Genomic DNA, 20,281 nt, shown 5'->3' with positions numbered 1-20,281 from the left:
CGGCTTCAGTCCATATGGGCTGCGGGCGCGCCGGCTGCCGACTGAACCGGGGCGGGTTTCCGCAGCAGGAACACCAGCGGGATCGCGCAGAGCGTGACGATCATCATCAGCTTGAAGTCGTCGATGTAGGAAATCATCAGCGCCTGGATGTTCACCAGCCCGTCGATCCGCATCAGCGAGGCCGGATCGCCCGCGGCGGCAAGCGGGGAGGCTTCGATCAGGTTCCGGTTGAACGGCGTCATGCCCGCGCCCAGTTCGGCGTGATTGATCTGCAGGTTGCGCGCCAGCACGACCGTCACCACCGAGATGCCGATCGACGAGCCGAGATTGCGCACCAGGCTGAACAGGCTCGCAGCATCCGTCCGGAAGCGCGCCTCGAGCGTGGCGAAGGCGACTGTCGACAGCGGCACGAACACCAGTCCGAGGCCCAGCCCCTGCACGATGCCGGTCTCGATGATCAGGTAGCTGTCCATCTGCGGCGTGAAGCCGGTCATCGCGTAGAGCGAGTACGCCGTCAGGACTAGCCCGAGCACGACGAGATAGCGAGCATCCACCTTCTGGATGATGCGGCCGACGACGATCATCGACACCATCGTGCCGACGCCGCGCGGCGCCATGATGATGCCGGTGGTGATGGTCGGATAGTCGAAGATGCGCGACAGCATCGGCGGCAGCAGCGCCAGGCTCGCCAAAAGGATGATGCCGATGACGAAGATGAAAACCAGCCCGGTCACGAAATTCCGGTCGGCGAATATCTTCGGGTCGATGAAGGGATGTTCGGCCGTCACCGTATGCACGATGAAAACCCAAAAGCCGGTCAGCGTCAGGCCGAGTTCGATCCAGATTTCGGCCGCCGAGAACCAGTCCACCTCGGCACCGCGGTCGAGCACCAGCTGCAGCGCGCCGACGCCGAGCGACAGCATGGCGAAGCCGAAGAAGTCGAAGCCGCGCAGCCGTCTGCCGATGGCGGGCAGATAGATCAGCATGCCGGCGACGGCGATGATGCCGACCGGCAGGTTGATGAAGAATACCCAGCGCCAGTTGAAGCTTTCCGTCAGCCAGCCGCCGAGAGTGGGGCCGATGATCGGCCCGACCATGATGCCCGCACCCCACAGAGCCATCGCCGAGCCGTGACGTTCCTTGGGGTTGATGTCGAGCAGGAAGGTCTGCGACAGCGGCACGATGGCCGCGCCGAACAGGCCTTGCAGAACGCGGAAGGCCACCATGCTTTCCAGGCTCCACGACACCCCGCAAAGCATCGACATCACGGTGAAGCCGACTACTGTGGTGAGGAACAGCTCCTTGCGTCCGAACCGGTCGGCAAGCCAGCCGGTCACCGGCGTCATAATCGCCGCCGCGACGATGTAGGAGGTCAGCACCCAGTTGATCGTGTCGGCCGACGCGCCGAGGTCGCCCGTCATCGTCGGCAGGGCGACGTTGGCGATCGTGGTGTCGAGCACCTGCATCACCGTCGCGAGCATGATCGCGACGGTGATCAGCCCGCGATGCGGGACGTTGTGAGGGTCTATCGCCCTGACTTCGAACATGGTTCCGGGTTTCTGACTTCTTGACCGGGCGGGCCGGAGTGACGGCGGCCTTATTCCGCGGCGGCCGCCGTGCCGAAGAGGCTGGCCAGAGTGTGTTGGACCTTGGTGTCGACCTCGACGCTCGCGCTCATGCCGGTGCGAACCGGAACATCCTTGCCGTCCGTATCGAGCTTCAGCCGCACCGGGATGCGCTGGGTCACCTTCACCCAGTTGCCGGTGGCGTTCTGCGCCGGCAGCAGCGAGAACTCCGCGCCGGTGCCTGCGCCGATGCTCTCTACCGTGGCGTGGAACGGCACGCCCGGATAGGTGTCGAGCGTCACCTCGGCGGTCTGGCCCGGCTTCATGTTGGTGAGCTGCGTTTCCTTGAAGTTCGCCTCGACCCAGGTGTCGCCGGTCTCGACCAGCATGAACAACGGCGTGCCGGCCGCAACGTACTGGCCGACCTTGAACGACGATGCCTGGCTGATCACCCCGTCGGCCGGCGCGCGCACGGTGGTCTGCGCGAGATCGAAGGCAGCCTTGTCGCGCGTCGACAGAGCGGCGAGCACGCTCGGGTGCCTGTCGGTCGCGATGTCGGGATCGCCGCCCAGCGCGGCGCGGGCGCTCTCGATGCCCTGCTGGGCCGCCCTGTGCTGCTCCTCGGCGCGTTCGAGGTCGCGCTGCGCCTCGTCGAGCGAGGACTGAGCGCTGATGCCCTTTTTCGCTAGGCCCGCAGCGCGGTCGAACTGCGACTTCAGATATGTCACCTCGCTGGCTGCCACCCGCTCCTGGGCCACCGCTTGGCCGTAGGCGGCGCGAAGCTGCTCGACGTTCAACCGGGCGGCGGCAAGTGCTGCGTCGGCCTGCGACAGCGCGATGCGGTAGGGCTCGGGGTCGACGACGAAGAGCGTGTCGCCGGCCTTCACCTCGGCATTGTCGGCGACGTCGACCTCGACGATCCGGCCGGACGCCTCAGAAGCGACCGTGACCGTCGCCTGGCGAAGGTTGGCGTTCTCGGTCTCCTGGTAGCGGCCCCCGGTCAGCCAGACATAGCTGCCGCCGGCGGCGAGCGCGAGAGGCACGACAAGCATCATGAGCGTGCGGCGACTGCGTTTTGGCCTGGCCGGCGCAGGCGCGGCCTCCATGTGCAAGGCGGCTGGCGCGGACGGATTGTCGAGCTCGACCTCGGCGGCGTCTTCTTTGACTTTAGCCACGGCATTCATGCTGCATTGCCTTTTGCGGTAACTGTCTGGTCCGCCGCCGGCGTCTCGCCGTCGGATAGGTTGGTGATGATCGCGTTCAGGCCCTTGACCAGGACCTGTTTTTCCTCCCCCGTCAGACCCGCCAGCGCCAGGTCGTAAACCTCTCCCGCCACGCTCTTGATCGCGGCGAAGGCTTCACGACTCTTGTCGGTCGGGAAAATCATCCGTACGCGGCGGTCGCCTGCGTCCTGGCGGCGTTCTATCCAGCCGCCCTCCTCCATCCGGTCGAGCAGCCGGGACACGCTGATCGGTTCGATTTCAAGGAGTTCGGCAAGCCGCGCCTGGGCGACGCCTTCTTCCTTGACCAGCCGCACCATCAGCCGCCACTGCGCCGCCGAAAGGCCATACGCGCTGCCCTTCGTCTCGAAACGCTTGCGAAGCAGCCGCGCCGAATCGTGAATCAGGAAGCCTAGCCTGTCTATGCCGTCGGTATTCATGAGCGGCATATATTATAAGCATGCTCACGACACAAGGTCGCACACCGCGCGACCCAGGAAAAATATTGCACCGCGGCAAAATGCGCCGTCTGCGTGGCGTCCGACAAAAAGCCGCAAACGGAGCCCAGAATTTCTTGACAGCAAAACCTCAAGCGCCTATCTCAGCGCCACGTTAGCACTCGCCTCTAGTGAGTGCTAACAAGTCTGGCCCCGCCGTTGCTGCGGCGCCGGACGGAGGACTCTCAAACATCCGCACGAGGATCGAAAACAATGGCAAAGTCGAAGTTCCGGCCGCTGCATGACCGCGTGGTCGTTCGCCGCGTCGAATCCGAAGAGAAGACCAAGGGCGGGATCATCATTCCCGATACTGCGAAGGAAAAGCCCCAGGAAGGCGAGATCATCGCCATCGGCTCGGGCGCCCGCGACGAAGCCGGCAAGCTGGTGCCGCTCGACGTCAAGGCAGGCGACCGCGTCCTGTTTGGCAAGTGGTCGGGCACCGAGGTGAAGCTCAATGGCGAAGACCTTCTGATCATGAAGGAATCCGACATCATGGGCATCATCGGCTGATCGCCAACCTATTCATTCACATCTGAATTCAAGGGCCTGAGCCCCGCTGAAGCAGATATCAGGAGCTGAAAATGGCTGCTAAAGACGTAAAATTCTCCCGCGACGCCCGCGAGCGCATGCTGCGCGGCGTTAACATCCTCGCCGATGCCGTGAAGGTCACGCTCGGCCCCAAGGGCCGCAACGTCGTCATCGACAAGTCGTTCGGCGCACCGCGCATCACCAAGGACGGCGTCACCGTTGCCAAGGAAATCGAGCTTGAGGACAAGTTCGAGAACATGGGCGCACAGATGGTCCGCGAAGTCGCTTCGAAGACCAACGACATCGCCGGTGACGGCACCACGACCGCGACCGTTCTGGCCCAGTCGATCGTCCAGGAAGGCCACAAGGCGGTTGCCGCCGGCATGAACCCGATGGACCTGAAGCGCGGCATCGACCTCGCTGTCGCCGACGTCGTCGCGACCCTCATCAAGAATGCCAAGAAGATCAAGACCTCGGAAGAGGTTGCCCAGGTCGGCACCATCGCCGGCAACGGCGACGCTTCGGTCGGCTCAATGATCGCGGAAGCGATGCAGAAGGTCGGCAACGAGGGCGTCATCACGGTCGAGGAAGCCAAGACCGCCGAGACCGAGCTCGAAGTCGTCGAAGGCATGCAGTTCGACCGCGGCTACCTCAGCCCCTACTTCGTCACCAACGCCGACAAGATGGTTGCGGATCTGGAAGACGCCTACATCCTTCTCCACGAGAAGAAGCTCTCCAACCTGCAGGCCATGCTGCCGATCCTCGAGGCCGTCGTTCAGACCTCGAAGCCGCTGGTCATCATCTCGGAAGACGTCGAAGGCGAGGCTCTGGCCACGCTGGTCGTCAACAAGCTGCGTGGCGGCCTGAAGATCGCCGCCGTGAAGGCGCCGGGCTTCGGTGATCGCCGCAAGGCCATGCTGGAAGACATCGCCATCCTCACCGGCGGCCAGGTCATCTCCGAAGACCTCGGCATCAAGCTCGAGAACGTCGGCCTCAACATGCTCGGCCGCGCCAAGAAGGTGTCGATCTCCAAGGAGAACACCACCATCGTCGACGGCGCCGGCAAGAAGGCCGAGATTCAGGGCCGCGTCGCCCAGATCAAGCAGCAGATCGACGAGACCACCTCCGACTACGACCGCGAGAAGCTCCAGGAGCGTCTCGCCAAGCTGGCTGGCGGCGTTGCCGTCATCCGCGTCGGCGGTGCGACCGAGATCGAGGTCAAGGAAAAGAAGGACCGCGTCGATGACGCCCTCAACGCGACCCGCGCGGCCGTCGAAGAAGGCATCGTGCCCGGCGGCGGCGTAGCGCTTCTGCGCGCTTCGCTGACCATCAAGGCCGTCGGCGCCAACTCCGACCAGACCGCCGGCATCGCCATCGTGCGCCGCGCGCTGCAGGCTCCGGCCCGTCAGATCGCGTCGAACGCCGGTGCGGAAGCATCGATCGTTGCCGGCAAGATCCTCGAGAACAAGGGCGCGACCTTCGGCTACAACGCCCAGACCGGCGAGTATGGCGACATGATCGCCATGGGCATCGTCGACCCGGTCAAGGTCGTTCGCACCGCGCTGCAGGATGCGGCTTCGGTCGCCGGCCTGCTCGTCACCACCGAGGCCATGATCGCCGAAGCTCCGAAGAAGGACTCTGCTGGCGGCGGCATGCCGGGCGGCATGGGCGGCGGCGGCATGGGCGGCATGGGCGGCATGGATTTCTAATCCAGCCCATCAGCCTACGGATACGGAAAGGGCGGCCCTCGGGTCGCCCTTTTTTGTATGTCCGCCCGCCTCGACCGGCGTTGTTAGGGCGCTGCCGCGCTTATATTCTGGTTGAGGCTGAAGAAGTTGGCCGGATCGTATTTCCGTTTCACTTCTGAGAGCCGCGCGTAGTTCTTGCCGAAAGCCGCACGCACCACGTCGTCGCCGGCTTCACTCTGGAAGTTCAGCAGATGCATGCCGCTCGAATGCGGTTCGAAGGCGTCGTAAGCGTCCCGCACCCAGGCGACATGCGCGGCCGTCTCGGCGGGATCGGTCCACTGCGCCATGATCCCGATATTGAACTCTGCCTCGCGCTGAGCGAAAGCGGACTCGCTTGCGCCGACCCTGCCCGGCGCGCCGCCGTAGAATTCCACGACAACGGCCGACAGCGGAGACCGCATCAAATTGCCGTGCTCCACCAGAAGGTCGATGACCGCCTCGCCGAGTTTCGGCACGAAGCTCGCCTTCCAATAATTGTAGGTGCCGTTGGGAAACGCCCCATCCAGCAACTGCTGCATCGCCGGGAACGGCATCGGCTGCACTGCGTCCAGCAGCGGCGGACCGTATGCGCGCAGCGGCGCCAACACACGTTCGCCTTCGACCGGGTCGCCGCTCCAGCAGACGATCATCGCGACGGCGGGCATGCCGTCCGGCGTGGTCAGTATCGCTGCGTAGACGGTCAATTCCTCCGGCGCGGTGGCCATGAAGTCGCGGTAGAAGCGGAGCATCTGGCCGGCTCTGTCGCGAGGATGCACCAGCAGGCCGCCAAGCACGGTCGACACCGGCTGCGCCTTGAACGTGAAACAAGTCACGATGCCGAAATTCCCGCCGCCGCCGCGCAATGCCCAGAATAGATCGGGGTGCTTGTCGGCGCTCGCGGTCACCACCTCGCCCTTGACCGTCACCACTTCGAACGAAACAACGTTGTCGCAGCTCAGCCCATGCTTGCGCACCAGCCAGCCAACGCCGCCACCGAGCGTCAGCCCCGCAACGCCCGTTCTGGAAACGACGCCCATCGGCACCGCAAGCCCGTGCAGGTGGGTTTCACGGTCGAGGTCGCCGAGCGTCGCGCCGCCTTGCACGCGCACCGTGCGCGTGTCGGGATCAACCAACACGCCCCGCATGGCGGCGAGATCGATCACGACGCCGTTGTCGCACAGCGCGCGGCCGGCAACGTTGTGACCGCCGCCGCGTACCGCGACGAGGAGATCGTTCGCAGCGGCGAACTTCACTGCTTGAACCACATCGGCTACGCCGAGACAGCGCACAATCAGGCCCGGATGCTTGTCGATCGCGGCGTTCCAGATCCTGCGTGCGGTGTCGTAGTCGGGGTCGGTCGGCCGGATCAGCTTTCCGGCCAAGGTGGCGCCAAATTCGTCGATTTTTCCAGAGTCAATGCGGGTGCCACTACGGTTCTGAAGCTCCGTCTTCGCCATTTTGTCCTCCCAAAGACAATTTCCCCGTCACTGCAGTCCAACGCATCACCATATCATGGATTGACTATCCAGGGACGATTCGGCCCTCACCGCATTTGTTTTGCCTTGCCAGTCGTCTCGGCTCCGAAGTATGCGCGCTCGTCGCGCCGCGAAAACGCCTTTCATTTTTCCGCCGTGTCCTAGCATTGCGTTCTCCTGCGGCGTGCTGTGCCGTTCCGTCCATGGCTTGGCCGCCTGACAGCGCGCCTATAGGCTCCGCGCGCTCGACAGGGGTGTAAATGGAAGAATTCGTGCTCTTCGCCGTCGTCGGATTTCTGGCCCAGGCCGTCGACGGCGCGCTCGGCATGGCCTACGGCGTCATTTCGACGACGACGCTGCTCGCCTTCGGCGTGCCGCCGGCCCATGCCTCGGCGTCCGTGCACGCGGCGGAACTCTTCACCACCGCGGCCTCGGGCTCGGCCCACCTCTACCACCGCAACATCGACTGGAAGCTGTTCTGGCGCCTCGCCCCTTTCGGCATCGCCGGCGGCTGTCTCGGCGCCTACGTGCTGACCTCGATCGACGCCGGCGTCATGAAGCCCGTCGTCACGGCCTATCTGTCGCTGGTCGGCGCATGGCTGGTGCTGCGGTCCTTTCGCCGCATTCCCGGCAAGCCGGTGCATGCCGCCATCGTGCCGCCGCTCGGGCTCTGCGGCGGCTTTCTCGACGCCGCCGGCGGCGGCGGATGGGGACCCATTGTCACGACGGGACTGCTCGGGGCCGGCGGCACGCCGCGATATGTCATCGGGACCGTCAACGCGGCCGAGTTCCTCATCACCTTGTCGGTGTCGCTGACGTTCCTCTTAGCCCTCGTCAGCGGCCATTGGAGCGACGGCGGCGATGTCACCGAGCACTTGACGGCGGTCGCCGGGTTGATCGTCGGCGGCGTGTTCGCCGCCCCGCTCGCCGGCTTCATGGTCAAGAATCTCGACGAGACGCTGCTTCTGCGGCTGGTCGGATCGCTCATCGTGCTGATCGCGGGATGGCAGTTGCTGCAGTTGTTGGGCCTGGTCTAAACATCTCATCTGGGATCCCTGCGACCCGTCAGATGGACATGGCTTACCCGCGGCTGCCGTTCGCCGGAAATCGTCGAAATAATTCCACTGGCCTCGGAACCTTTGCCCTGGACGCGCATTATTGTGTTGTCCGAGGCAGTTTAAGAGACAGCCAAAGGACAAAAGGACGCCTCCAGCACTGTCACAGGTGCGGGAGGCGTTCTTGTTTCCGGCCGGCGCAGAGGCGAACGCCCGACCGTGCTCCCTGACTGCCTATTCCGCCCGACTGGCGAAACCGGGCCGGACAGCCGGGTCATGGGCAACAAGAACCAAAAGCCAGACCGGAAACGGCCTATAGCGATGGAGAAGCTTGCCCCCGGGGACATTCAACCGATTTGCCCATCATACGCACCCACTCAGCGCTTGAAGCCTTCCGGCCAACGGGATACGCCCATGCCGACACCAGACGGAGACCGCCAGTGGCCAAGACGACGCACCGAACCGAGACCGACACGTTTGGCCCCATCGAGGTTCCGGCCGACCGCTACTGGGGCGCGCAGGCGCAGCGCTCGCTCGGCAATTTCAAGATCGGCTGGGAGAAGCAGCCCGCCTCGATCGTGCGCGCCCTCGGCGTCGTCAAGCGGGCCGCCGCCGAGGTCAACATGGACCTCGGCCGCCTCGATCCCAAGCTCGGTTCGACCATCGTCAAGGCCGCCCAGGAAGTGATCGAGGGCAAGCTCGACGCGCATTTCCCGCTGGTCGTGTGGCAGACGGGTTCTGGCACGCAGTCCAATATGAACGCCAACGAGGTCATTTCGAACCGCGCCATCGAGATGCTTGGCGGCGAGATGGGCTCGAAGAAGCCTGTCCACCCGAACGACCACGTCAACATGAGCCAGTCGTCCAACGACACCTACCCGACGGCCATGCACATTGCCTGCGTGGAAGAGATCCACCACCGCCTGCTGCCGGCGCTGCGGAAGCTGCGCAACGCGCTGAACGACAAGACCCAAGCATGGGCGAAGATCATCAAGATCGGCCGCACTCACACGCAGGACGCCACACCGCTGACGCTGGGCCAGGAGTTTTCCGGCTACACGCAGCAGGTCGAGAACGGCATCGCCCGCATCGAGCTGACATTGCCCGCGCTGATGCAGCTCGCGCAAGGCGGCACCGCCGTCGGTACCGGCCTCAACGCGCCGGTCGGCTTCGCCGACAAGGTCGCCGAGCGGATCGCCGCTATCACCCACCTCCCCTTCACCTCGGCGCCGAACAAGTTCGAGGCGCTGGCCGCGCACGACGCCATGGTCTTCACCCACGGCGCCATCAACACCGTGGCCGCTTCGCTCTTCAAGATCGCCAACGACATCCGCCTGCTGGGCTCCGGCCCGCGTTCCGGCCTTGGCGAGCTTTCGCTGCCCGAGAACGAGCCCGGCTCCTCGATCATGCCGGGCAAGGTCAACCCGACCCAGTGCGAGGCGCTGACCCAGGTCTGCATCCAGGTGTTCGGCAACAACGCGTCGATTTCGTTCGCCGGCAGCCAGGGGCATTTCGAGCTCAACGTTTACAACCCGGTGATGGCCTACAACTTCCTGCAGTCGGTGCAGCTCCTGGCGGATGCCGCCGTCTCCTTCACCGACAATTGCGTCGTCGGCATCGTCGCGCGCGAGGACAACATCAAGGCGGCGCTCGAGCGTTCGCTGATGCTGGTCACCGCGCTCGCCCCGACCATCGGCTACGACAATGCCGCCAAGATCGCCAAGACCGCGCACAGGAACGGCACGACGCTTCGCGAGGAGGCGCTGAAGACAGGGCTGGTGACGCCGGAGGATTACGACCGGATCGTCCGCCCGGAAGATATGATCCACCCCGGCTGACGGATTGGAATATTCTTCCTTTTGTGAACGAAGTGTCAGGAGATAGGTACCTTCTGTGAACGGAGGGGGCCGCGTATATGTGCGGCACAGAGTCCCCATCCTCAACGGAGAACCGAGATGTCCACCACTTCCATTACCGCCAGCCAGTCCGGCAGCAGCACTTCGCTCGCAATTCTGGTCGGCCGCATCCTGCTCGCAGCCATGTTCGTTCTGGCCGGCTTCGCCAAGCTCACCGACATCGCCGGAACCGCCGGCTGGTTCGGCAGCATCGGCCTGCCCGCGCCGACCATCGTCGCGGTCCTGGTCGGCCTGCTTGAACTCGTCGGTGGTCTCGCCATTGTCGTCGGCTTCCAGACCCGCATTGCCGCGTTGGCTCTCGGCGCCTTCACTATCGCTGCCACTCTGGTCGCGCATCTGAACTTCGCCGACATGACGCAGTTCCTGTTTTTCCAGAAGAACTTCGCAATCGTGGGCGGCCTGCTGGTCCTTGCCGCGGTCGGCGCGGGCGCTCTTTCGGTCGACGGCCGCCGAGGCTGATCGAACAAGACAGACATCGGCAAAAGCCCGGAGCGATCCGGGCTTTTTCGTTGCGCTGGAAGATTCGTCGGAAAATTTGTCCACGCCTCGCCGTTAGCGCCTATGATGGCGGCGTGAGCGGCATGCCGCCCACATGGCGTGGGAGGTCTTCATGCCGGCCGATGCTTCACTTCTGGCGGCCCGACTTTTACTGGCTTTCCTTTTTCTCGTTTCCGGCTTTTCCGCTCTGCGCGACATGGCCGGCGCCACCGGCTACTTTTCTTCGCTCGGCTTCCCCGCCCCTTCTTTCGTCGCCTGGGCGACATGCCTGTTCGAGCTCGCCGCCGGCGGGTTGATCGTGCTCGGGTTTGGAACGCGAGCCACGGCCCTGCTGCTCGCAGCCTTCAGCGTCGCTGCCGGCTTCATCGGCCACTACGGCCAGGGCGGCGAGGATGCGACGCTCGCCTTCATGCACAGCCAGGCGCTGATGAAGGACGTGGCGATCGCCGGCGGATTCCTCGCGCTTGCCGTCGCCGGCGCCGGAGCGTGGTCGGTGGATGCGCGGCGCCGCCGATGAGTTCGGATCAGACGACGGCGAGTTCGAGCTTGCGTCCTGAAATCCTCGCTAGCTGCGCCAGCCGGCCGACCGGCCGCTCGCCGTAAAGCCCGGCGATTTCCGACGGGATGACCAGCGCAAGTGCGCCTCCGTCGCGCTTTTCCCACCTCAGCCGCGGCATCACGCCCGGCATCGACGCCGTCAGCAGGTAGACCACGCGCATCATGGCCGCCAGCAGCCGTGCCCGGTCGACGTAGCGCGGCGTCGCCAGCGCCTTGAGTTCGGGCGCGACCGCGTCGTTGAAGACGCCGTCATTGCGGAATGCGTTGACCAGCGCGAGAAACAGCCGTCCGGGGTGATCGACGCCGATGAAGGACGCATGCGCGATGATGTTCAGCGACTGCGTGCCGCGATACTCCGGGTGGGCCCGCCAGCCGATATCGGCAAGCAGGCAGGCGGAGTGCCTGTAGCGCGCCTCTTCCTCGGTTTCGACGATACCGAATGCGGCAAGCGCCGCGGCCGTCCAGTCGACAAGCTCGCGGGCATGGGTCACCGAACGGGCGCGCAGCAGCGCCAGTTCCTCGGACGCCGAGATCAGGGGGTCCGCCCGCCGCTCGTCCTCGGGCAGCAGGGAATAGAGGAAACCCTCGCGCACGCCGAGCGCCGAAACGGCGATCTGCGAGGGCTGCATCGCGGCGATGATCTCCAGAAGCACGATCGCGCCGTACGGCAGCAACGCGCGACGGGCCTTCGACACGCCTTCGATGCCCTTGATCTTGTCGATGTCGCCGCGCGCCACCTTCTGCAGGAATGGAACCGAGCTCGCGATGTTCATCTCATAGTGATGCATCACAGCGAGCGGATAATTGGTGGTGATCATGTGCAGCCGGGCGAGGTTTCGCCAGGTGCCGCCGACGGCGTAGAACGGGCGCCCCGCGCCGGCTTTCAGTAGGGAAGCCTTGGCGATCTGCTCGCGTGCGATCCTGGTGGCTGTCGCATAGGAATTCTTCGCCATGTCCTGCAGGCGCAGGCCGCCGAGCGGCAGCGTTATGCCGTCGCCTATCGTTTCGCCCTTGACGTCGACCAGTTCGAGGCTGCCGCCGCCAAGGTCGCCGGCGACGCCGTCGGCCGGGTGGAAGCCCGAGATGACGCCGAGCGCGGAGTAATAGGCTTCCTCGCGGCCCGACAGCACGCGAATCTCCGTGCCGAGCACGGCTTCGGCGCGCTGGATGAAATCCGGGCCGTTCTCTGCCTCGCGCGCGGCGGCGGTCGCGATCACATGCAGCTCATCGGCCCCCGACTGCTCGGAAAGCGCGCGGAAACGCCGGAACTCCTCCATCGAGCGCGTCACGGCTTCCGGATCGAGCCTGCCGGTCGAGACTATTCCGCGGCCGAGGCCCGCCAGCATCTTCTCGTTGAAGAGTACGGTCGGCGAACGCGCAATGCCTTCATAGACGACGAGACGAATCGAGTTCGACCCGATGTCGATGATCGCGAGCGGCCTGCGATCCTGCAGCCGCCCCTGCGAAAGGGAAATCATCCGCTCTGGGACACGCCAGCCTTCTTGCGCCGCTTGAACTGCGCGATCTGCTTGGGCGCATGCGATTTCAGCGCGTCGCCCCGTCCGGACAGGCTAGGGTTGGTCATGAAATATTCCTGCGCGTTGAACGGTTCCTCGCCCTCGTCGAGCGCGATCCGCCGCGAGGTGCCGTCGGGCAATACTTCAAAACTTTGCTGGTTGTCCATTATGTTTCCGAGCATGATCTGGCCCAGTATCTGTTCATGCACAGTCTGGTTGGTGATCGGCACCAGCGTCTCGACCCGGCGGTCGAGATTGCGCGGCATCATGTCGGCGGAGCCGATGTAGACGATGGCGTCGTCGGACGGCAGGCCATGGCCGTTGCCGAAACAGAAAATGCGGCTGTGCTCCAGGAAACGTCCGACGATCGATTTGACGCGGATGTTTTCCGACAGGCCCGGCACCTGCGGGCGCAGGCAGCATATGCCCCGGATGACCAGATCGATGTCGACGCCGGCTCGACTCGCGTCGTAAAGCGCGTCGATAACAATGGGATCGACGAGCGCATTCATCTTCATCCATATCTTGGCCGGTCGGCCCGCCTGCGCGTGGCCGATCTCGTCCTTGATGTGGCCGAGGATGCGGCTGCGCAGCGTATAGGGCGACAGCGCCAACCGCATGGTCTCGGCAGGCTCGGCATAGCCGGTGATGAAATTGAAGATCTGAGCCACGTCGCGCGCGATCAGCGGGTCGGTCGTGAAGAAGGACAGGTCGGTATAGATGCGCGCGGTGATCGGATGATAGTTGCCGGTGCCCAGATGCACGTAGTTGCGCAGCTTGCCGTCCTCGCGCCGCACCACCATCGACATCTTGGCGTGCGTCTTGAGCTCCAGAAACCCGAACACGACCTGGACCCCGGCGCGTTCGAGGTCGCGCGCCCAGCGGATATTCGCTTCCTCGTCGAACCGCGCCTTGAGCTCGACCAGTGCTGTGACCGATTTGCCGGCCTCCGCCGCATCGACCAGCGCGCGCACCACGGGGCTGTCGTTGGAGGTGCGGTAGAGCGTCTGCTTGATCGCCACCACTTCCGGATCGGCCGCGGCCTGGCGAATGAACTGCACCACCACATCGAATGATTCGTATGGGTGGTGGACGATGATGTCCTTCTCGCGGATTGCCGCAAAGCAGTCGCCGCCATGTTCGCGGATTCGCTCGGGGAACCGCGGATTGTAAGGGGTGAACTTGAGATCGTCCCGCGGCACGGCGACGATCTCGGAAATCTGGTTGACCGCCAGCGGACCGGTCAGCACGCTGATGCGGTTTGCGGCCACGCCCAGCTCGCCTGCCACGAAGTCGCGCAGCTCCTCGGGCATCTGGCTGTCGAATTCGATGCGGATCACCGAACCGCGGCGGCGGCGCTTCAATGCCGTCTCGAAGAGCCGCACGAGGTCCTCGGATTCCTCTTCGACCTCGATATCGCTGTCGCGGATGATGCGGAACGTTCCGGAACCCTTGACCTCGTAGCCCGGGAACAGCTTGCCTATGAACAGGCCGACCGTCTGCTCGATCGGGATGAAGCGGATTTCCGCCTTGCGGTCAGGCAACCGGATGAAGCGCCTCAGCGCCGTCGGCAGGCGCAGAAGCGCCGACATGCCCTCGCCGTTCTTGAGGTGACGCAGCTGCAGCGCGATCGAGAAGCCGAGGTTGGGAATGAACGGAAACGGATGCGCGGGGTCGATCGACAACGGGGTCAGCACCGGAAAGATCTGCTCCAGGAAATGATCTTCCAGCCAGGCGATCTCGTCCTTGGACAGTTGGTCCACGGCGATGGTCTCAATGCCCTCCTTCCGCAGCAGGACGGCCAGGTTGGACAGGCTTTTCTGCTGGTCCTCCTGCAGCCGCCCTACCTCGACCAGGAGTTGCTCGAGCTGCTGCTCGGGAGTGCGGCCATCGGGGCTGCGCAGTGAAATCCCCTCGCGCACCTGGCCGGCAAGGCCAGCTACACGCACCATGAAGAACTCGTCGAGGTTGGCCGCCGATATGGACAGGAAGCGCACACGCTCGAGCAACGGATGGGAGGTATTCTGCGATTCCTCCAGCACGCGGCGATTGAACTGCAGCCACGAGAACTCGCGGTTGACGAAGCGGTCGGGGTTCCCGACGCCGTCACCGTCGGCCGTTGCAACGGCGGTAAACTCGCTCTGCGCCGGCTTCAACTCGCTCATCTGGTCATTCGCCCCTGATTTCCATGTTCTTAGCCGATATCCGGCGCAATCTACCCTCTGGCAGGGTTTTGCGACAGTTTGATTTCATGCGGCTTGCAAAGCATCAGGTTATGGGACAAACGCTATCGGCGGAAATGGTTGATAGAGGCTGAGGGAGCATGACATGGCGGGCGGTTCCATTCCCCACTTCCAGAACGATGCTGGCCACGCCGCGATCGACATCGGCGTGAAGGAATTCATGTGCGTCGGAGCCAATCCGCCGTTCGATCATCCGCATGTCTATCTCGACATGGGCGCGGATGACGAAAAGGTCTGCCCCTATTGCTCCACGCTCTATCGCTACGATCCAGCGCTCAGGGCGGACGAGACGCGTCCGGGAAACTGCACCTACCTCGACCGCGCGGCCTGATCGGGCCCGACGAACGCTCATGGCTGAGGCGCGCTCTCGGCAGATCATCATCGCCGGCGCCGGCATTGCCGGCCTGACGGCGGCGCTTGCCTTCGCCGTTCGCGGCTATCCGGTCAGGGTGTTCGAGCGCGCGCAGCGGCTCGACGAGGTCGGGGCCGGCCTCCAGCTGTCGCCGAACGCCACGCGCATCCTCGACCGTCTCGGCGTGCTGCCGGGGCTTCGCCACGCCGCCGTGCGGCCGGACGCCGTCGTCATGCGCGATGCCTCCAGCCTGGCTGAACTCGGCCGCGTGCAGCTCGGCGCGGCGGCCGAATGGCGCTGGAAGGCGCCTTATCTCACCGCCCACCGCGCCGACCTGCAAGGTGCCTTGCTGGCGCATGTCGGCCGCGAGCCCGGAATTCAGCTGACGACAGGGGCGACCGTCCGGGACGCGACACCGCATCCGCTCGGCGTGACCGTATCGGTCGAGATCGCCGGCCGCATCGAGCAGACGGCCGGCATGCTGCTGGTCGTGGCGGACGGCGTCTGGTCGGATCTGCGCCGGCTGGTCGGCGACCGCGGGAAAAGCCGCTTTGCGGGCCAGGTCGCCTGGCGCAGGACTATCCGGGCCGAAAGCCCTGCCGGGCGTTCGCTGGCCCAGCTCGGCATCGGCGGCGTCGTCACCGCCTTCCTAGCCCCCGGTTTCCACCTGATCACCTATCCGGTCCGCGGAGGTGCTGCGCTCAATCTCGTCGCTTTCACGCGCGGCACGTCGATGAGCGAGACCTGGTCCGGCACGATGGACACCAAGGTACTCAAGACCGCGATGCGGCGAACCGCGCCGGCGCTGTCGAAGCTCGCCGACGATGACGGCGAATGGATGGTGTGGCCGCTTCATACGATGCCTTTGGGCGGCTCCTGGACCGCGCCCGGCGGCATAGCGCTGATCGGCGACGCCGCGCATGCGATGACGCCCTATGCCGCGCAGGGGGCGGCGATGGCGATCGAGGATGCCGAGACGCTCGCCGGCCATGTGCTCGCCCGGCCCGACAGCGTCGCCGATGCGCTCGCAACCTGGGAGCGGGAAAGGCGTAGGCGCATCGAACGCGTAGCGCGCCGCGGCAGGCTGAACAGGATGGCGTGGCACGCCGCCGGGCCAGTCGCGGCGACGCGCAACCTTTTCCTGCGCATGCGCGGCCCGGAAAAGCTCGCCACCGGCCTCGACTGGCTCTACGGCTGGAAGCCGCCCGCGCTAAAACTGTGAGTTGTGCAGGTCGAGCGACATGCCCAGCGTCTGCGGCAGCGGATTCCACCAGCCCGTCCGCAGCCCGGCCTCGCGCAATGCCGCCGCCGCCCAGGTGTTGCAGCCGAGAAGAGCGTTGAAATGCCCCTCGGCTTCGAAAAAGCCGTCAAATTCGCCATAAGCCGAATCCGGAATTGGGATTGGTCCGTCCGCACCGCTCCGGAAGCTGGCCTGGATGAAGGCCAGCAGACGTTCGAATTCCCCTTCGGTCAGATCGAAGCCCCGAACCGGCGTCTGCGTCTCGTCGATCGTCCCCGCCACGCCGACATGCATGACGGACGCGTCGAGCGTGAGCGCTGAAAGCAGCGGCCCGGGCTTCAGGTCAGCCCAAGTCGGAGTCTCGATGTAGAAGGCGCGGCTGCCCCAGCCGAATACGAGGTGGCGCGCGCCCGGCGCATCCGCCTTGATCCCCGCATGCAGCAGCGGCTCGAAGCGCGCCAGCACGCCGGCATCGATCGGGATGACGATGTCGGTGTGAATGGGGTTGCCGATGACCAGGATCCGCCGGCTCGCCTGGCCGGTCCCGGCATCGGCAAACAACGGCCTGGGGACCAGCGTTCCGGCGACCAGAAGCAACGCCACGGCGGCGAGGATATAGAGCAGCCAGCGGCTGACCCTGGCCATCGGGGATCACATTCCGTTCAGCGTATCGGCACGCTCAGTGCAATATCTGGCTCAGGAAGAGTTTGGTTCGCTCGTGCCTGGGATGGTCGAAGAACTCGGCGGGCGTGTTCTGCTCGACGATCTGGCCCTGGTCCATGAAGATCACGCGGTTGGCGACCTTGCGGGCAAAGCCCATCTCGTGCGTCACGCAGAGCATGGTCATGCCTTCCTCGGCGAGGCCGACCATCGTCTCCAGCACTTCCTTGATCATCTCGGGATCGAGCGCGGAGGTCGGCTCGTCGAACAGCATGATGCGCGGGTTCATGCACAACGAGCGGGCGATCGCCACGCGCTGCTGCTGGCCGCCCGAAAGCTGGCCCGGATATTTGTTCGCCTGCTCGGGAATCTTCACGCGCTTGAGGAAATGCATGGCGATCTCCTCGGCCTCCTTCTTGGGCGTCTTGCGCACCCAGATCGGCGCCAGCGTGCAGTTCTCCAGGATCGTCAGGTGGGGAAACAGGTTGAAGTGCTGGAACACCATGCCGACTTCGCGACGCACCTCGTCGATCTTCTTCAGGTCGTTGGTGAGTTCCTTGCCGTCGACGACGATCTTGCCCTTCTGGTGTTCCTCCAGCCGGTTGATGCAGCGGATCATGGTCGACTTGCCGGAACCCGACGGCCCGCAGATGACGATGCGCTCGCCGCGCATGACCTTGAGGTTGATGTCCTTGAGCACGTTGAAGTCGCCGTACCACTTCGACATGCCGACGATCTCGATTGCGACGTCGGTGTCGGAGATGTGCATCTTCTTGACGTCGACCTTGATCTCCTCCGCGCTGACTGCGTTCTCGATGACCATCGACCGGTTCCCTTTCGTTTTCTTGATTATTTTCGGTGGCCGGTATCGAGCCGGCGTTCCATGTATTGTGAATAGCGCGACATGCTGAAACAGAACAACCAGAAGATCGCGGCGGCAAAGACATAGCCGGTCTTGGCGGTCTGCGGGGTGGCCCAGGTCGGGTCGCCCGATATGTTCTGCTTCACGACTCCAAGCAGATCGAACATCGAGATGATCAAAACCAGCGTGGTGTCCTTGAACAGGCCGATGAAGTTGTTGACTATGCCCGGGATGACCAGTTTCAGCGCCTGCGGCATGACGATGAAACCCATCTTCTGCCAATAGCCGAGACCGAGCGAATCGGCGCCTTCATACTGGCCCTTGGGAATCGCCTGGAGACCCCCGCGAACGGTCTCCGCCATGTAGGCCGACGAAAACAGCGCCACGCCGATCAACGCGCGCAGCAACTTGTCGAAGGTTACCCCCGGCGGAACGAAGAGCGGCAGCATGAAGCTCGCCATGAACAGGACGGTCACCAGCGGGACGCCGCGTATCGTCTCGATGAAGACGACCGACAGGAGCTTGACGATCGGCATCTTGGACCGCCGCCCCAGAGCCAGCAGGATGCCAAGCGGCAGCGACACGACGATGCCGACATAGGAGATCACCAGCGTGACCATCAGCCCGCCCCAAAGCGGCGTCTCGACATAAGGCAGGCCGAAGTAGCCGCCGACCAGGAGGAAGAAGGCGATGAACGGAAACACGGCGAAGAACAGGACGGCGTTCAACCGCTTGTAGGGCACGCGCGGGATCAGCAACGGAGCCAGCAGCGCGACGAAGATGATGCCGGCAAGCATGACCCGCCAACGCTCTTCCAACGGATAGCGCCCGAACATGAATTGCCCGAACCTGCCGCTGACGAACGGCCAGCAGGCGCCGGACCAACCGGCAGGAAGCTGGCCGCCCTGGTCCACGGTCAGACAGGCCGTGCGATCGGCCCCGCTCCAGATGGCGCTGAAGAACAGCCAGTTCAGGATCTGCGGAACGAACCATGCGATCGCCAAAACCGCGATGACGGTAAGCACGGAATCCACAGGCGTGGCGAAGAGGTTCTTCTTCACCCAGGCATAAGCGCCGACCTGATCGCGCGGTGCTGCCTGCGCCAGGGCCATTTCGGTTCGGACCCAGGAGGAATCATGTTCCTGCATGGATCATCTCTCCTTCAGCGCCATCTTGTTGTTGAACCAGTTCATGAAGGCCGACGTCACGAGGCTCAAGCTGAGATAGACCACCATGAAAATCACCACGACCTCGATAGCCTGCCCGGTCTGGTTGAGGATCGTGCCGCCGATCGCGTAGAGGTCCGGGTAGCCGATGGCGACCGCCAGCGATGAGTTTTTGGTGAGGTTGAGATATTGGCTGGTGAGCGGAGGAATGATGATGCGCATCGCCTGCGGCACCACCACCAGCCTCAGCCCCTGCCCCGATCTCAGGCCAAGCGCCGAATAGGCCTCGGTCTGGCCCTTCGACACGCCGACAATGCCGGCGCGCACGATCTCCGCGATGAAGGACGCGGTGTAGAACGACAGCGCCAGGAAGAGCGACAGGAACTCCGGCTTCACATTCGTGCCGCCGGTGAGGTTGAAGTTGCCCTTCTGGGGGAATTCCAGCGTCGCCGGCAGGCCGGCCAGCAGGAAAGCCAGCAAGGGCAGTCCGATGACAAGCGCGACACTGGTCAGGAACACCGGAAACTGCTGACCCGTCGCCTCCTGCCGCACCCTGGCGCGACGGGCCACGAAGACGCTCAGCACGATGCCGGCGATCAGGCCAACCAGAACGAGCCACGCGCCGCTTCCCCACAGAATGGCAGGAAAATAGAAGCCGCGATTGTTCAGGTACGAGCCGAACGGCAGCGAAAGGCTGTCGCGGACATTGGGCAGAAGCGCGAGCACCCCCTGGTACCAGAACAGGATGACCAGCAGCGGCGGGATGTTTCTGAAGACCTCGACGTAGACCGTCGCTGCCTTGCGGATCAGCCAGTTTTTCGAAAGCCTGCCTATGCCGACCAGAAAGCCGATTATGGTCGCGGCGACGATGCCGGTGACGGCAACCACCGCGGTGTTCAGGACCCCCACGACCAGAGCGCGCAGGAACGAAGAGTCCGAACTGTAGTCGATCAGACGGTCTGAAATATCGAAGCCTGCGCGCCCCCACAGAAAGGCGAATCCCGTCTTGATGTTCGACCGCGCGATATTTTCGATCGTGTTGTCGACGATCCACCAGATGCCGGCCACCAGCAACAGGACCAGCACAATCTGGAAGACGAAGCTTCTGACCTTCGGATTGTAGAGAAGCGAAGCCTTGGCGGGCTCCCCAACACCGACGATGTCTTGTGTCGCCACAGGGTTCCCCTTCCTATGACTTTGGC

At 64.2% G+C, this 20,281-nt stretch carries 18 protein-coding genes; 8 read left to right on the top strand and 10 right to left on the bottom strand.

Translation table 11 applies throughout. The features are described 5' to 3' along the window. Positions 1–5 precede the first annotated feature (5 nt). Genes ABLE71_RS17550 through ABLE71_RS17540 form a run of 3 tightly spaced genes read right to left on the bottom strand, consistent with a single transcriptional unit; the run spans position 6 to position 3,225 of the window. Entirely contained in the window at positions 6–1,547 is a 1,542-nt protein-coding gene (locus ABLE71_RS17550) for a DHA2 family efflux MFS transporter permease subunit (protein WP_348784759.1), read from the bottom strand. Positions 1,548–1,597: 50 nt separating this feature from the next. Further along, entirely contained in the window at positions 1,598–2,749 is a 1,152-nt protein-coding gene (locus ABLE71_RS17545; protein ID WP_348784758.1) for an HlyD family secretion protein, read from the bottom strand. Continuing rightward, positions 2,746–3,225, bottom strand: coding sequence for a MarR family transcriptional regulator (locus tag ABLE71_RS17540; RefSeq protein WP_348785143.1), 480 nt, complete (start codon positions 3,223–3,225; stop codon positions 2,746–2,748). Before ABLE71_RS17540 ends, ABLE71_RS17545 begins: the two co-directional genes overlap by 4 nt. Positions 3,226–3,495: 270 nt before the next feature. Here ABLE71_RS17540 and groES point away from each other — a divergent pair, with 270 nt between their 5' ends. Together groES and groL are read left to right on the top strand one after the other, a co-directional pair. Then, positions 3,496–3,792: a co-chaperone GroES gene (groES, locus tag ABLE71_RS17535; RefSeq protein ID WP_348784757.1), complete on the top strand. Its 297-nt coding sequence runs from the start codon at positions 3,496–3,498 to the stop codon at positions 3,790–3,792. Positions 3,793–3,863: 71 nt separating this feature from the next. After that, on the top strand, positions 3,864–5,519 hold the full coding sequence (gene groL, locus ABLE71_RS17530; protein ID WP_348784756.1) for a chaperonin GroEL: 1,656 nt from the start codon (positions 3,864–3,866) through the stop codon (positions 5,517–5,519). Positions 5,520–5,602: 83 nt separating this feature from the next. Here groL and ABLE71_RS17525 read toward each other — a convergent pair whose 3' ends face one another. Beyond that, a complete protein-coding gene (locus ABLE71_RS17525; RefSeq protein ID WP_348784755.1) occupies positions 5,603–6,994 on the bottom strand; it encodes an FAD-binding oxidoreductase in 1,392 nt (463 codons plus the stop codon). 278 nt (positions 6,995–7,272) lie between these two features. Between ABLE71_RS17525 and ABLE71_RS17520 the strand changes: the two genes are divergently transcribed. From ABLE71_RS17520 to ABLE71_RS17505, 4 genes are all read left to right on the top strand, one after another. Next, positions 7,273–8,049: a sulfite exporter TauE/SafE family protein gene (locus tag ABLE71_RS17520; protein ID WP_348784754.1), complete on the top strand. Its 777-nt coding sequence runs from the start codon at positions 7,273–7,275 to the stop codon at positions 8,047–8,049. A gap of 458 nt (positions 8,050–8,507) precedes the next feature. Then, positions 8,508–9,905 carry a class II fumarate hydratase gene (fumC, locus tag ABLE71_RS17515; RefSeq protein WP_348784753.1) on the top strand — a complete coding sequence of 466 codons (1,398 nt, stop codon included), beginning with the start codon at positions 8,508–8,510 and terminating at the stop codon, positions 9,903–9,905. 117 nt (positions 9,906–10,022) lie between these two features. Beyond that, entirely contained in the window at positions 10,023–10,442 is a 420-nt protein-coding gene (locus tag ABLE71_RS17510; RefSeq protein ID WP_348784752.1) for a DoxX family protein, read from the top strand. Between the two features lie 151 nt (positions 10,443–10,593). Beyond that, a complete protein-coding gene (locus ABLE71_RS17505; protein ID WP_348784751.1) occupies positions 10,594–10,998 on the top strand; it encodes a DoxX family protein in 405 nt (134 codons plus the stop codon). Between the two features lie 7 nt (positions 10,999–11,005). On the opposite strand, the gene ppx is transcribed toward ABLE71_RS17505, so the two are convergent. Both ppx and ABLE71_RS17495 read right to left on the bottom strand, forming a co-directional pair. Continuing rightward, on the bottom strand, positions 11,006–12,517 hold the full coding sequence (ppx, locus tag ABLE71_RS17500) for an exopolyphosphatase (protein WP_348784750.1): 1,512 nt from the start codon (positions 12,515–12,517) through the stop codon (positions 11,006–11,008). Next, positions 12,514–14,721: an RNA degradosome polyphosphate kinase gene (locus ABLE71_RS17495; protein ID WP_348784749.1), complete on the bottom strand. Its 2,208-nt coding sequence runs from the start codon at positions 14,719–14,721 to the stop codon at positions 12,514–12,516. The genes ppx and ABLE71_RS17495 overlap by 4 nt, the downstream gene beginning before the upstream one ends. A 163-nt stretch (positions 14,722–14,884) precedes the next feature. Between ABLE71_RS17495 and ABLE71_RS17490 the strand changes: the two genes are divergently transcribed. Together ABLE71_RS17490 and ABLE71_RS17485 are read left to right on the top strand one after the other, a co-directional pair. Continuing rightward, on the top strand, positions 14,885–15,130 hold the full coding sequence (locus tag ABLE71_RS17490) for a zinc-finger domain-containing protein (protein ID WP_348784748.1): 246 nt from the start codon (positions 14,885–14,887) through the stop codon (positions 15,128–15,130). A gap of 19 nt (positions 15,131–15,149) precedes the next feature. After that, positions 15,150–16,373, top strand: a complete 1,224-nt coding sequence (locus ABLE71_RS17485; RefSeq protein ID WP_348784747.1) for an FAD-dependent monooxygenase — start codon at positions 15,150–15,152, stop codon at positions 16,371–16,373. On the opposite strand, the gene ABLE71_RS17480 is transcribed toward ABLE71_RS17485, so the two are convergent. The 4 genes from ABLE71_RS17480 to ABLE71_RS17465 are packed head-to-tail and all read right to left on the bottom strand — an operon-like array spanning position 16,362 to position 20,255. Next, on the bottom strand, positions 16,362–17,036 hold the full coding sequence (locus tag ABLE71_RS17480) for a TIGR02117 family protein (RefSeq protein WP_348784746.1): 675 nt from the start codon (positions 17,034–17,036) through the stop codon (positions 16,362–16,364). The genes ABLE71_RS17485 and ABLE71_RS17480 overlap by 12 nt on opposite strands. 34 nt (positions 17,037–17,070) lie before the next feature. Continuing rightward, positions 17,071–17,874: an amino acid ABC transporter ATP-binding protein gene (locus tag ABLE71_RS17475; RefSeq protein WP_348784745.1), complete on the bottom strand. Its 804-nt coding sequence runs from the start codon at positions 17,872–17,874 to the stop codon at positions 17,071–17,073. 26 nt (positions 17,875–17,900) lie between these two features. After that, positions 17,901–19,061 (bottom strand): amino acid ABC transporter permease, encoded by a 1,161-nt coding sequence (locus ABLE71_RS17470; protein ID WP_348784744.1) that lies wholly within the window; start codon positions 19,059–19,061, stop codon positions 17,901–17,903. A gap of 3 nt (positions 19,062–19,064) precedes the next feature. After that, entirely contained in the window at positions 19,065–20,255 is a 1,191-nt protein-coding gene (locus ABLE71_RS17465) for an amino acid ABC transporter permease (RefSeq protein WP_348784743.1), read from the bottom strand. Positions 20,256–20,281 lie beyond the last annotated feature (26 nt).

This window comes from Mesorhizobium sp. KR9-304 (genome assembly GCF_040049215.1).
GTDB lineage: Bacteria > Pseudomonadota > Alphaproteobacteria > Rhizobiales > Rhizobiaceae > Mesorhizobium_K.
This window is presented reverse-complemented; position numbering and strand designations above follow the sequence as displayed.

Coding starts and splice junctions, on each gene's coding strand:
- ABLE71_RS17550 (WP_348784759.1), bottom strand. CDS start 1,547: ATGTTCGAAGTCAGGGCGATAGACCCTCACAACGTCCCGCATCGCGGG.
- ABLE71_RS17545 (WP_348784758.1), bottom strand. CDS start 2,749: ATGAATGCCGTGGCTAAAGTCAAAGAAGACGCCGCCGAGGTCGAGCTC.
- ABLE71_RS17540 (WP_348785143.1), bottom strand. CDS start 3,225: ATGAATACCGACGGCATAGACAGGCTAGGCTTCCTGATTCACGATTCG.
- groES (WP_348784757.1), top strand. CDS start 3,496: ATGGCAAAGTCGAAGTTCCGGCCGCTGCATGACCGCGTGGTCGTTCGC.
- groL (WP_348784756.1), top strand. CDS start 3,864: ATGGCTGCTAAAGACGTAAAATTCTCCCGCGACGCCCGCGAGCGCATG.
- ABLE71_RS17525 (WP_348784755.1), bottom strand. CDS start 6,994: ATGGCGAAGACGGAGCTTCAGAACCGTAGTGGCACCCGCATTGACTCT.
- ABLE71_RS17520 (WP_348784754.1), top strand. CDS start 7,273: ATGGAAGAATTCGTGCTCTTCGCCGTCGTCGGATTTCTGGCCCAGGCC.
- ABLE71_RS17510 (WP_348784752.1), top strand. CDS start 10,023: ATGTCCACCACTTCCATTACCGCCAGCCAGTCCGGCAGCAGCACTTCG.
- ABLE71_RS17505 (WP_348784751.1), top strand. CDS start 10,594: ATGCCGGCCGATGCTTCACTTCTGGCGGCCCGACTTTTACTGGCTTTC.
- ppx (WP_348784750.1), bottom strand. CDS start 12,517: ATGATTTCCCTTTCGCAGGGGCGGCTGCAGGATCGCAGGCCGCTCGCG.
- ABLE71_RS17495 (WP_348784749.1), bottom strand. CDS start 14,721: ATGAGCGAGTTGAAGCCGGCGCAGAGCGAGTTTACCGCCGTTGCAACG.
- ABLE71_RS17490 (WP_348784748.1), top strand. CDS start 14,885: ATGGCGGGCGGTTCCATTCCCCACTTCCAGAACGATGCTGGCCACGCC.
- ABLE71_RS17485 (WP_348784747.1), top strand. CDS start 15,150: ATGGCTGAGGCGCGCTCTCGGCAGATCATCATCGCCGGCGCCGGCATT.
- ABLE71_RS17480 (WP_348784746.1), bottom strand. CDS start 17,036: ATGGCCAGGGTCAGCCGCTGGCTGCTCTATATCCTCGCCGCCGTGGCG.
- ABLE71_RS17475 (WP_348784745.1), bottom strand. CDS start 17,874: ATGGTCATCGAGAACGCAGTCAGCGCGGAGGAGATCAAGGTCGACGTC.
- ABLE71_RS17470 (WP_348784744.1), bottom strand. CDS start 19,061: ATGCAGGAACATGATTCCTCCTGGGTCCGAACCGAAATGGCCCTGGCG.